Origin of the sequence: Kineosphaera limosa NBRC 100340 (assembly GCF_000298215.1) — a bacterium.
Lineage (GTDB): Bacteria > Actinomycetota > Actinomycetes > Actinomycetales > Dermatophilaceae > Kineosphaera > Kineosphaera limosa.
This window is the reverse complement of record NZ_BAHD01000019.1, coordinates 55,958-67,780: the sequence shown is the minus strand read 5'-3', so window position 1 is coordinate 67,780 and position 11,823 is coordinate 55,958. Positions and strand designations below refer to the sequence as shown.

The window sequence follows — 11,823 nt, the reverse complement described above, 5'->3', positions numbered from 1 at the left end:
GGCGACCGGCGGTGTCGACGTCACCCAGCCAGCAGCTGCAGAACCAGCCCGTAGCGGCGACGCGCCAGCGCCGACGTTGACCGGCCGCGACGCGGCCCACAGTGAGGGAGGACCGTGTCCGACACGCCTTCGCGCCCGCCCGAGAACAGCTCGGGAGACGGATCGACGGCTCCGGACGAGAGCCTGCCACCGGTACCGGTGGTCGCAGCTCCGGACGATGCCGACCCCACCTACGACGCCAGCGCCATCACGGTCCTGGAGGGCCTGGAGGCCGTCCGTAAGCGGCCCGGCATGTACATCGGCTCCACCGGCGAGCGCGGCCTGCACCACCTCGTCTACGAGATCGTCGACAACGCCGTCGACGAGGCCCTCGCCGGCTACGCCGACCTCGTCGATGTGACCCTGCTGGCCGACGGCGGCGTGCGGGTGCGCGACAACGGCCGCGGCATTCCGACCGACATCCACCCCGTCGAGGGCGTGTCGGCCGTCGAGCTCGTGCTCACCCAGCTGCACGCCGGCGGCAAGTTCGGCGGCGGCGGTTACAAGGTCTCCGGTGGCCTGCACGGCGTCGGATCGTCGGTCGTCAACGCCCTCTCGACGGCGCTGGAGGTCGAGGTCCGCCAGAAGGGCCATGTCTTCCGCATGGGTTTCGACCAGGGCGTGCCGCGGGCCCCGCTGGCGCAGCTGGAGGCCAGCGACGAGACCGGCACGACCGTCACGTTCTGGGCCAACCCCGGCATCTTCGAGAGCACCGACTACTCCTTCGAGACGCTGCGGGCCCGCTTCCAGCAGATGGCCTTCCTCAACCGGGGCCTGACGATCACGCTGACGGACGAGCGCGAAGAGGCCGTCGCCGTCGCCGAGGACCTGGCGGAGGAGGAGGCGGAGACGACCTCCGGCCCGCCCGCGGATGAGCCGGCCGCGGGTCCGGCGCAGGTCGAGGTCGAGGGTGAGGGCGATTCGGCCGCCGCTGCGCGCGCTGGCGAGGTGGCCACGGACCGCGCCGGCCGGCCGCGGGGACGCACGGTCACCTACCGCTACGACGGTGGCCTCATCGACTACGTGCGCCACATCAACGCCTCCAAGAAGGCCGAGGCGGTGCACCCCGACGTCATCGACTTCGAGCTGGAGGACCCCGAGCGCGCCCTCTCCCTGGAGGTCGCGATGCAGTGGACCAGTTCGTACAGCGAGTCGGTGCGCACCTACGCCAACACGATCAACACGCACGAGGGCGGCACCCACGAGGAGGGCTTTCGCACCGCGCTGACCAACCTCGTCAACCGGTTCGCCCGCGATCAGAAGCTGCTCAAGGACAAGGACGACAACCTCACCGGCGACGACATCCGCGAGGGGCTGACCGCTGTCATCTCCGTCAAGCTCGGCGAGCCGCAGTTCGAGGGGCAGACCAAGACCAAGCTGGGCAACTCCGAGGTGCGCGGCTTCGTGCAGTCCGCGATGTACGACCAGTTCGGCGACTGGCTCGAGCGGCACCCCGGCGACGGGCGCGACATCGTCCGCAAGGCCGTGCAGGCCTCGGCGGCGCGGTTGGCGGCTCGCAAGGCCCGCGAGGCCACCCGGCGCAAGGGGCTCATGGAGTCCAACAGCCTGCCCGGCAAGCTCAAGGACTGCCAGAGCAAGGACCCGGCCGTCAGCGAGGTCTACATCGTGGAGGGCGACTCGGCGGGCGGCTCGGCCACCCAGGGTCGCAATCCGTTCAACCAGGCGATCCTGCCGATCCGCGGCAAGATCCTCAACGTCGAGAAGGCCCGCATCGACAAGGTCATGGCCAACACGGAGGTACAGGCCCTCATCTCCGGGTTCGGCACCGGCGTCGGTGAGGACTTCGACATCCTCAAGGCGCGGTATCACAAGATCGTGCTCATGGCCGACGCCGACGTCGACGGCATGCACATCCGCACACTGCTGCTGACGCTGCTGTTCCGGTTCATGCGCCCGCTCATCGAGGCCGGCTACGTCTACCTGGCACAGCCGCCCCTGTACCGGCTCAAGTGGACCAACCACGAACACGAGTTCGCGTTCTCCGACAAGCAGCGCGACGAGATGATGGCCGCCGGTCTGGCGCAGGGTTGGCGTCTGCCCAAGGACTCCCCGATCCAGCGGTACAAGGGTCTGGGTGAGATGAACTACCAGGAGTTGTGGGAGACCACGATGGACCCCGACACGCGGGTGTTGCTGCAGGTCACCCTCGATGACGCCGCCGCCGCGGACGAGATCTTCGCGGTGCTCATGGGCGAGGACGTGGAGTCGCGGCGCTCGTTCATCCAGCGCAACGCCCGGGATGTGCAGTTCCTCGATGCCTAGGTCCGTTGTCGGCTTGTCCCCCTCCGCCTCGTCCGAGAGTGAGTGCAACTCGTGACCGAACAGCCCCCCACCGTCGATCGGGTCGAGCCGGTCGATCTGAACACCGAGATGCAGCGCAGCTACATCGAATACGCGATGAGCGTGATCGTCAGCCGCGCGCTCCCGGATGTTCGGGACGGCCTGAAGCCGGTGCACCGCCGGATCGTGTACGCGATGTACGACGGCGGCTTCCGCCCCGACCGGGGTTACAACAAGTGCGCGCGCGTCGTCGGCGACGTCATGGCGCAGTACCACCCGCACGGCGACTCGGCGATCTACGACGCCCTCGTGCGGCTCGTGCAGCCGTGGGCGATGCGGTACCCGCTGATCGACGGCCAGGGCAACTTCGGCTCGCCCGGCAACGACGGCGCCGCCGCCAGCCGGTACACCGAGTGCCGCATGATGCCGCTGGCCATGGAGCTCGTGCGCGACATCCACGAGGACACCGTCGACTTCAAGGACAACTACGACGGCAAGTCCAAGGAGCCGGTGGTCCTGCCGGCGCGCTTCCCGAACCTGCTGGTCAACGGCTCGGCGGGGATCGCCGTCGGGATGGCCACGCAGATCCCGCCGCACAACCTGCGCGAGGTCACCGACGCCGCGCTGTGGCTGCTGGCGCACCCGGAGGCCACGAAGGAGGAGCTGCTCGAGGCGTGCCTGGCGCGCATCAAGGGCCCCGACTTTCCCACCCGCGGGCTCATCATGGGCCACAAGGGCATCGAGGAGGCCTACCGCACGGGCCGCGGCTCGATCGTCATGCGCGCTCGCGTGCAGGTCGAGGAGATCCAGGGCCGCACCTGCCTGGTCGTCACCGAGCTGCCGTACCAGGTCAACCCCGACGCACTGGCCCTCAAGATCGCCGAGCTGGCCAAGGACGGGCGGCTGGCGGGCATCGCCGACATCCGCGACGAGACCTCCGGGCGCACCGGGCAGCGGCTCGTCATCGTGCTGCGCCGCGACGCCGTGGCCAAGGTCGTGCTCAACAACCTCTACAAGCACACCCCGCTGCAGACCAGCTTCGGCGCCAACATGCTCGCCCTCGTCGACGGGGTGCCGCGCACCCTGCCGGTGTCGGCATTCATCCGCCACTGGGTCAACCACCAGATCGAGGTCATCGGCCGCCGCACCGCCTTCCGGCTGCGTCAGGCCGAGGAGCGCATCCACATCCTGCGCGGCTACCTCAAGGCGCTCGACGCCCTCGACGAGGTCATCGCGTTGATCAGGCGCTCGCCGACCGTGGAGGTCGCCCGCGACGGGCTCATCGAGCTGCTGGACATCGACGAGATCCAGGCCCGCGCGATCCTGGACATGCAGTTGCGCCGGCTGGCGGCCCTCGAGCGGCAGAAGATCCTCGAGGACCACGACGAGCTGCAGCGCCTCATCGACGACTACAACGACATCCTCGCCAAGCCCGAGCGGCAGCGGACCATCGTCTCCGACGAGCTGACGGAGGTCACCGCCCGCTACGGTGACGACCGCCGCACCGAGATCGTGCCCTTCGGTGGTGACGTCTCGATGGAAGACCTCATCCCCACCGAGCAGGTCGTTGTGACGATCACCCGCGGCGGCTACGCCAAGCGGACCCGGGTCGATGAGTACCGCAGCCAGAAGCGGGGCGGCAAGGGGGTGCGCGGGGCGCAGCTGCGCGGCGACGACATCGTCGAGCACTTCTTCACGACGACGACGCACCACTGGCTGCTGTTCTTCACCAACCTCGGCCGGGTGTACCGAGCCAAGGCCTACGAGCTGCCCGAGGGGAGCCGGGACAGCAAAGGTCAGCATGTGGCCAACCTCCTGGCGTTCCAGCCCGGAGAGTCCATCGCGGCGGTCCTGGCGCTCAAGGACTACGACGCCAAGCCATACCTCGTGCTGGCCACCCGCGCGGGCCTGGTCAAGAAGACGCGGCTGTCCGAGTACGACTCCCCCCGCAGCGGCGGCCTCATCGCCGTCAACCTGCGCGACGGCGACGAACTGGTCGGAGCCCGAGTGGCGGCGGCCGAGGACGACCTGCTGTTGGTCTCGCGCAAGGGCCAGTCGAGCCGATTCCACGCCTCCGACGACGTGCTGCGCCCGATGGGCCGGGCCACCAGCGGCGTCACCGGCATGAAGTTCCGCGACGGCGACGACCTCCTGGCGATGGGGCTGGTCGCCCAGGACACCGACCCGGACGTCTTCGTCGTCTTCGAGAACGGCCTGGCCAAGCGCACCCCCGCCTCGGACTATCCCGTCAAGGGGCGGGCCGGCCTGGGCGTGCGGGTCGCGGCGCTCTCCGACCGCGGCGGCGACCTCGTCGGTGCCCTCATCGTCGGGGAGAACGACGAGGTGATGGTCGTCATGGAGAAGGGCAAGGTCGTGCGCTCCCGCGTCGATGAGATTCGGCGCACCGGGCGCAACACGATGGGGGTGCAGTTCGCCAAGCCCGATCGCGGCGACGCCATCGTGGCGGTGGCCCGCAACGCCGAGACCGCGCCGGAGCTCGAGGAGGGCGAGGACGACCCCGAGGGCCAGGGCGAGCCGGAGCTCGGCGTGAGCGACGAGGGTGCCGCGGGCGACCAGCAGCAGCCCGAGTCGGAGGGTGCGGCGAGGCACTCGGAGCTGCAAACGGACTCGCAAACTGACGAGGCGGGGGCCGGTGGCGTACCGTCGAAGGAGCAATCGGCCCAGGTGGAGGCGGACGAGACGATGTCCGACGGCGACGATCCCTTGTCGCCACCGGTCGAATGAGAGCGGCGGAGGTCCGTGAATGAGCACGACAGGCGGTAGTACGCGCACCGGTGGTGTGCCCCGAGGGGGCGTCTCGCCTGGCTCGTCGACCTCGCCGGGAGCGGGTCGCCCTAGTCAGGGTGGCCAAGGTGGTCCGGGTCAGGCGTCGCGTCGCCCGGCGCGCCCGGCGCCGCGACCGCAGGGTCGCATGAGCCCGACTGCGGCGCCCGGTGACGGTGAACCGCGCAAGGCTCGGCTCACCGTCTCGCGGATCGACCCGTTCTCGGTCATGAAGATCAGCTTCCTGCTGTCGGTGGCCCTGGGTATCGCGATGGTCGTCGTCGTCGCCGCGCTGTGGCTCATGCTCAACTCGATGGGCGTCTTCGCCACGATCAACGACACGTTCAACGAGTTGCAGTCGGCCACCGCGCCGGACGACCGGTTCAGCGTCATCGACATCCTCGGGTTCGGTCGCGTGCTGTCGCTGTCCATCGTGTTCGCCGTCGTCGACGTCATCCTCATGACGGCCATCGCCACGATCACCGCGTTCATCTACAACATCTGCGCGGCCCTCGTCGGCGGCATGCAGGTGACGCTCACCGACGACTGAGTTCACCGGAGCAGACTCCGGAGCGGACCACAGGGGTAACCCGGGATTGCCTTTGCGTTCATCTGTCGTTAATTTGGGCGGGCCCCTGCACTAGGTCAGTCGTCCAGAACCGAGTCGGACGTGGGGGACGAGGGCCGGCGTCGGTTGAGGCCCCCTCTATGCCCGTTCTGTTTCGTCGCTCGTCCGCGCCTACCGGGACGCAGGAGGCGGCCCCCAGCCGCACCTTCTCGGGAGAGTCGACCGCAGGGGTGGTCGGCGCGGAGCCGACCGCGTCGATGTGGCGGCGCTGGCGCGCCTTCACCCACGCCGACGCACGCCGCGACGGCGTGCCGACGTGGTTGGCGGACGTCATCTGGGTGACACCGATCGTGGGGACCCTGCTGCTCGGCGCCCTCTACCTGACGCGCCGCGACGCGTACTACGCCGTGCTGCGCGAGGACTGGCCGGTGGAGTGGGCCCAGTTCGCGTTGTTGCTGTTCATCGCGGTGCTCGCGACGATCACCGCCGCCCGGATCCGCAAGCACGGCGCCCTGATCGTGGGGCTGCTGCTGACGGTGGCCCTCGGGGCGTTGGCCTTGGCCGGGGAGGAGATCTCCTGGGCGCAGCGGGCGCTGGCCTTCGGCACCCCGCCGACGCTGTCGGAGGTCAACCAGCAGAGCGAATTCAACATCCACAACATCCAGTCCGGCAGCGTCCCGCTGCAGAGCATCTTCAAGCTGTTCTCGTTCGTGCTGGCCGTGGCGGGGGTGACGCTGGCGCTGCTGACCCGGGGTCCGCGACCACGGCTACAGGGCGCCTTCTGGTCACGGCTGGCGGTGCCCAGCTACACGATCGTCGGGTCGCTGACGATGATCGGCTACTGGGCCGTCGTCGTCGTGGCGCCGATCAGCCCGGTGGTGCGCTACCAGGAATGGGCCGAAGTGTCGCTGTATCTGGCGCTGGCGGGTTACGTCTACGCGATCTTCGCCCGGCACACTCTGCGCGGCTCCGGGCCGGTGATCGCCGGGCGCCCCACGCGCGATCCCATCGACACCTCGGCCCTCGTCGCGTTGGCCGTGGTCGTGGCGCTGACGGTCGTGCTGGCAGCTCTGACGGCCTATCACGGCATCATCCCGGAGAACGCGCCCGAAGTCCGGCACCTGGGCTGACCTGCGCAGGCACCCCCGCGCCGCCCGTCGATCCGGCAGGAGACGACGGGGCTCCGGGGCGATTTCATCCGCCAGCGTCGCGTGCGGTAACGTAGGGCACCGCGCCGCGCTCACCCGCGGCGAACATCCGGGCCTATAGCTCAGACGGTTAGAGCGCTTCCCTGATAAGGAAGAGGCCACAGGTTCAAGTCCTGTTAGGCCCACCCGGATCGAGTGAGTCGGGGCGGTTCTCCAAAAGAGACCGCCCCATTGCTCATTTCGGGTGTGACGCGGGCCCCGTGCCCGCGCGGCACAGCCAGCACACGGACGAAGGGAACCACGATGAAGCGACTCCTCCTGCTTGCCGTGGCCGCGGCCGGCGCCGTCGCCGTCGGCCGGCGCATCCAGGTCCAGCGGGCCGAGGCCGACCTGTGGGCCGAGCTCACCGACGAGGCCCCGGTCACCGAACCGTCCGCCTCGCAGCGGGCCCTCGGCACGCCGGTTTCTCGAACCGGCCACGGCTGAGTCACACTGAAGATCGGCGACGCCCGCTCGCGGGCGCCGCGCGGGGCCATGGCGCAATTGGTAGCGCACCTGCTTTGCAAGCAGGGGGTTAGGGGTTCGAGTCCCCTTGGCTCCACCCCACGCACAAGGCTCGAACCCTTGCCAACGGAAACGCTGGCCGAGGTTCGGGCCTTGTTGGCGTCTGCGGCCCAGGTCAGGGCATTCGCGTTGACTTGCGGATCAAGGAGCATCTCGAAGGGCCGGTTGTGCTCGACCCGCAGCTCGTTGTCCTCGTCGATGAAGACCTTCGTGAAGAATGCCTGGTTGCACAGCCGCCGGTTGGTGTCGTCGCAGCGGGTGTAGATGTCGGCGCAGTTGGCGAGCAGGCCGAGGGCGTCGTCGAGGTGGGCGCGGGCCTCGGCGTAGTCGCCGAAGTGGGCGTCGATGCGGCGGGTCACCTGGTCGAGTTCGGCGACGATGCGGTCTTGTTCGCGCTTGAGCACGGAGAGCGGGATCGCGTCGGCGTAGTGCGCCTGCATGAGCCGGTCCTGCTCGCTTTCGAGCCGGTCGCGGTTGGTGGTGAGGCGTTCTAGCTCCTCGGTCTCGGCAGCCATGAGCCGATCGAACTCGTGGTGGAGCATGCCCGCGAGCGCATCCTGCTGGGCGGGCGTGATCTGGACGCGCGTGTAGTAGTCCTCGACGAGCTTCTCGACATCTTCGATGAGCATCGCCTGGCGCGTGCAGTCGGTGCGCTTGGAGTGCCGCCCAGAGCATACGAAGTAGCAGTAGACGTTGCCGTGGCGGTTCTTCGCGTTGGAGACGATGAGTCGGGAGCCGCACTGGCCGCAGTGGATGGCGCCTTTGAGGTAGTGGCCGTGGACTTGGGTTGCCTCGACGGCGCACTGGTGCGCGGTGAGCACGGACTGGACCTGGTACCAGACCTCGGCAGGAACGAGCGCCGGGTGGTTGCCCTTGTAGCGGGTGCCTCGATAGATGACATCGCCCTTGTAGTACGGGTTGGTCAGGAGTCGATGGATGGTGGACACCGCCAGCGGCTTCGCCGGCCTCTTCGGCGTGGGCAGGCTCCGCAGCCCGCGCGAGGTGAGTTCATCGTGCAGTTGGCTGACGCTCCAGTTGCCCGACGCGTACGCCTTGAACGCCCACTCGATCATCGGCGCTCGCTCAGGATCGAGCTCGATGGTGCGGACTTCGCGGCCGAGTTCGTCGCGCTTGCGGACGTTCAGATACCCGACGGGGGCGCGCCCGTTCGTGCCGCCACCGATGGCCTTCTGGGTCATGCCCTTGGAGACCTCGGTGGCGAGGTTGCGGGAATAGAACTCGGCGATGGTGGACATGATGCCGTGCAGCAACATCCCCGAGGGCGTCTCGTCGATGTTCTCCGACGCGGACACGAGCATGACCCCGCACTGTTGGAGTGCGAGATGGATGCTCACGTCGTCGGCGCGGTTGCGAGCGAGCCGGTCGACCTTGTGAACGATGCAGTACGCGACCTTGTTGGCCTTGACGTACTGGATCATCCGCATCAGCTCGGGCCGGTCGGACGACTTGGCTGATGCTCCCGCGTCGACGAACTCCTCGACGATGCCGGCGCCGAGTTGTTCGGCCTTGCGCCGGGTCGCCTCGCGCTGAGCCGGGATCGAGAAGCCTTCGTCGGTCCCACCCTTCTCGGCCTGCTCGCGAGTGGAGACCCGCAGGTATGACACGGCGGCCGCCATTGTCTTGGGTGGGTCGATGAGGCTGGCTGCCGGATCGTCGGCGATGGTGGTCATCTGGGGCTCACTCTCACGCGGTTCGACCCTCGCGCTTCCAACTGTTCGTGGGAGGGGTGTTGATCGTGAGAGCAGCCGGTGAAGGCTGTAGGGCGAGACCCGATGGTCTCGGTGCGTGTTGCCCGCCGAGCGGCGAGGTTTAGGCCACAACACCCCGCATCGCGAGGCTTGCACGGTTCATTCTACCGGGCGGCTTCAGAAGCGGCCAGGCCATCCGGTGCCGCCCGGTAGGTGTCGGGCACCCGCACGGCCGCGCGGGCCGCGCGGCTCTCGCCGGTCTCCTGCAACGTCAGCCGGATGAGAACCTCGGCGAGCTTGTGCAGGTCTGCGCGTTCGCGGTGGACGGCCCGGACGGAGTACGACCGCTCCTCGTACGGGCGACGATCGGTCTTCTTCGTGTAGCGGCTCATTGGTCTACGGCATCTCGTCTTCGGCCAGGTTGGCGTAGAACTCGTCTTCGGCCTCCTGGCGCTTGCGGACTTGCGCGATCACGAACTCGACGAACTCGGTGTCCCGGTCAGTGAAGGTGAAGTCCTGAATGGTGGGCGCTGGCTCCTCACCGGGCCACGCAGCTTGCCGGGTCGGGCGGTCGCGGTCGCCACGAGTGCCGCAGGCGGTGACCCAGTAGCGAAGCCGCTCTCGCGCGTCGGCGAAGTCGCGGTGCCAGCCGAGCGGCGCGGAGGCATTCTGCTCGGGGTCGTAGGCACCCAGCCAGTGCAGGTGCAGTGCCGACAGCTCCCAGACCATCTCTGGGTGGTGGTGCCAGAACGGCGGCACCACCGCGACGGTGAGGCCGTAGGTGCGTCGCAGCCAGTCAACCCATCGGTTCAGCGCGAGCCATTCCTGCTCCAGCTCGTGCGCTGTCAGCAGGTTCCAGTTCACGGGGTGAGGCGGTTCGGGCATGTCCGCGCTGGTGACGCGGGGCGGTGAGTCGAAGACGTCCGGCTCATCCATCTCATGCTGATCGCTCATGATGCCGTGGCTCCCGATCTCACATGCTGACCGGGGCGTGCGCCGCGGTTGCTGCTCGCTGCGTCGGGTCGTACGCCGCTGCATCCCGACCGACTCCATTGCGCGGCGTCCGGTCGACCTCGTAGCGGGTTCGGGCCGCGTCGTGGCCGATCTTCTTGGCGACGAACTCTTCGCCCTCGATCGCCTGACCATTGCGCTCGTAGTTGACCGGCCGGGTGTAGCCCTCGGCGACGAAGTTGTCGCCCTGGGCGAAGTTCGCGTGCGCGTGCTCAGCGGAACGCCCGAACATCACCAGGTGGTGGTAGGTCGTTTCGGTCTGCGTGAACGAGCCGTCGTCCTCGCGGCGGAAGTGCTCCTTGCCGATACGGGCGAAGAACCTGGCGTCTCCCTTGGTCGTCTCGGTGAGTAACGGCTCCGAGGCGATGAAGCCTGACAGCGATTCCTGGGTGTGAATGGCCATGATGGCCTCCTCCTGAACTCGGGCGACCAACTGCGTGTGGGTCGCTCTGTCAGGCAGGTGCGCTACGGCACCCAAGCGCCCAAGTTCAGGAGGCGGGGCGACGGCGCAGCAGTGCTTCGAGTTCGTCGCGATCGCTGCGGAGTTGTGCGGCGTCGGCGCGGGTCGGCCAAGCGCGGAGGTCGGTGACGATGGGCGGCGCGGAGCGCAGCATCGTGATGCCGGTGCCGAATGGCAGAGTTCGGATGCGGTCTGGCGGCAGGATCGGGACGCGGCGGATCGAGCGCTGGTTGGAGCGGGTTCCGTGGTCGCCGAGGGTCACGCTGTCGGTGTACTCGTCTCGCTCGCCGATGAGCGTGGAGAGGTCTTGGAGGTCGCGGCTGTTGGATGCGCCGCCGAGGATGATCTTGACGATGCTGGCGTCCCAGATCGCGCCGGCCTGGTGCTCGCTCCACCTGTCGCGAGCTTGGGCGAGGGACTGCAAGACCGGCATGGTTGTGATCCCGGTGCCGCCGCCTTCGGCCATGAGCGTCGGCAGTGACGGCAGCGGTGCGAGGTTGCCGATCTCGTCGAGCGCGAGCAGCAACGGGGGGTCAAGCCGTGCCCCGGGTGAGCGGGCGGCGAGCCGGCGGGCGGTTTCGATGAGGTCTTCGACGAACGCCGCGACCAGCGATGCGGAGGCTCCTGCTCCGGCACCGGTGGCGAGGAGGTAGAGGGTGCCTTGTTCGGTGAGGAAGGTCTCGGGGTCGAAGTGTTCGTGTGGGCCTGGTGTGACGGCATCGAGTACGCGCGGGTCTGCGAGGGCGGCGAGGGCGAGGGAGACGCCTTGCCAGATGCTGTCGCGGGTCTTGGGGTCGGCGTCGATCATCGCGCCCAGTGAGTCGTCCCAGCCCATCGCCGCATTCGGGTGGGAGTTGAGGATGGCGACGGCCTCCGACGCAGCGCTGGGGTCGAGGGTCCACCGAAACAGCTCGGCGGGCGGGCGACCGTTGAACGAAAGTCCAGGAATTCGACTCCGTGGAACCCCTGGGCAGACGACGCCCTCCGCCGACCTTGGGGAGGTTCATCCCGCGGCGCGGCGGGCCACGGCCGGCCGTCCTCATCGTCATCGCCTACGACACCGATGGCGACATCATGCGCTGCCATGGGCGGCGCTTCGCGGTTGTCTGTTGAAGAACGGCTGCACCCGGGTGATCGTCAAGGCAAGCCGGGACGCCGCTGCTGGCCGCCGGTTCCTGTCCCCCGACCTGGGGAGGGCGGGTGACTGGCTGGGTGGTCCGCGCCTTCTATCAACTCAGC

The 11,823-nt window shown here is 68.5% G+C and carries 9 protein-coding genes, 2 tRNA genes and 2 pseudogenes; 8 read left to right on the top strand and 5 right to left on the bottom strand.

Annotation, left to right across the window (positions count from 1 at the left end; genetic code table 11):
* The first annotated feature begins 114 nt into the window (after positions 1–114).
* The 8 genes from gyrB (at position 115) to KILIM_RS24945 (ending at position 7,898) form a co-directional block, all read left to right on the top strand.
* Positions 115–2,322: a DNA topoisomerase (ATP-hydrolyzing) subunit B gene (gyrB, locus tag KILIM_RS06940; protein ID WP_006591938.1), complete on the top strand. Its 2,208-nt coding sequence runs from the start codon at positions 115–117 to the stop codon at positions 2,320–2,322.
* A gap of 108 nt (positions 2,323–2,430) precedes the next feature.
* A complete protein-coding gene (gene gyrA, locus KILIM_RS06935) occupies positions 2,431–5,085 on the top strand; it encodes a DNA gyrase subunit A (RefSeq protein ID WP_157551555.1) in 2,655 nt (884 codons plus the stop codon).
* A gap of 187 nt (positions 5,086–5,272) precedes the next feature.
* On the top strand, positions 5,273–5,674 hold the full coding sequence (locus KILIM_RS06930) for a DUF3566 domain-containing protein (RefSeq protein ID WP_006591936.1): 402 nt from the start codon (positions 5,273–5,275) through the stop codon (positions 5,672–5,674).
* Between the two features lie 158 nt (positions 5,675–5,832).
* Positions 5,833–6,822 (top strand): hypothetical protein, encoded by a 990-nt coding sequence (locus KILIM_RS22160; protein WP_157551541.1) that lies wholly within the window; start codon positions 5,833–5,835, stop codon positions 6,820–6,822.
* Between the two features lie 129 nt (positions 6,823–6,951).
* Positions 6,952–7,025: transfer RNA gene (locus KILIM_RS06920), tRNA-Ile, on the top strand.
* A gap of 118 nt (positions 7,026–7,143) precedes the next feature.
* Positions 7,144–7,326 carry a DLW-39 family protein gene (locus KILIM_RS25430; protein WP_040562489.1) on the top strand — a complete coding sequence of 61 codons (183 nt, stop codon included), beginning with the start codon at positions 7,144–7,146 and terminating at the stop codon, positions 7,324–7,326.
* Between the two features lie 42 nt (positions 7,327–7,368).
* Positions 7,369–7,441: transfer RNA gene (locus KILIM_RS06910), tRNA-Ala, on the top strand.
* A gap of 97 nt (positions 7,442–7,538) precedes the next feature.
* The gene (locus KILIM_RS24945; protein WP_246308482.1) at positions 7,539–7,898 is read left to right on the top strand and encodes a hypothetical protein; all 360 of its coding nucleotides are present in this window, start codon (positions 7,539–7,541) and stop codon (positions 7,896–7,898) included.
* 156 nt (positions 7,899–8,054) lie between these two features.
* Here the strand turns inward: KILIM_RS24945 and KILIM_RS24940 are convergent.
* The 5 genes and pseudogenes from KILIM_RS24940 to KILIM_RS06885 all read right to left on the bottom strand — a co-directional run.
* Positions 8,055–9,041 (bottom strand): annotated as a pseudogene (locus KILIM_RS24940) (recombinase family protein); the annotation flags it as partial.
* A 236-nt stretch (positions 9,042–9,277) separates the two neighbouring features.
* Positions 9,278–9,505, bottom strand: a complete 228-nt coding sequence (locus KILIM_RS06900; protein WP_006591934.1) for a hypothetical protein — start codon at positions 9,503–9,505, stop codon at positions 9,278–9,280.
* A gap of 4 nt (positions 9,506–9,509) precedes the next feature.
* Positions 9,510–10,049 (bottom strand): hypothetical protein, encoded by a 540-nt coding sequence (locus KILIM_RS06895; RefSeq protein ID WP_006591933.1) that lies wholly within the window; start codon positions 10,047–10,049, stop codon positions 9,510–9,512.
* A 37-nt stretch (positions 10,050–10,086) separates the two neighbouring features.
* Positions 10,087–10,527 (bottom strand): single-stranded DNA-binding protein, encoded by a 441-nt coding sequence (locus KILIM_RS06890; protein WP_006591932.1) that lies wholly within the window; start codon positions 10,525–10,527, stop codon positions 10,087–10,089.
* 85 nt (positions 10,528–10,612) lie between these two features.
* Positions 10,613–11,512 (bottom strand): annotated as a pseudogene (locus KILIM_RS06885) (type IV secretory system conjugative DNA transfer family protein); the annotation flags it as partial.
* Between the last annotated feature and the right edge of the window lie 311 nt (positions 11,513–11,823).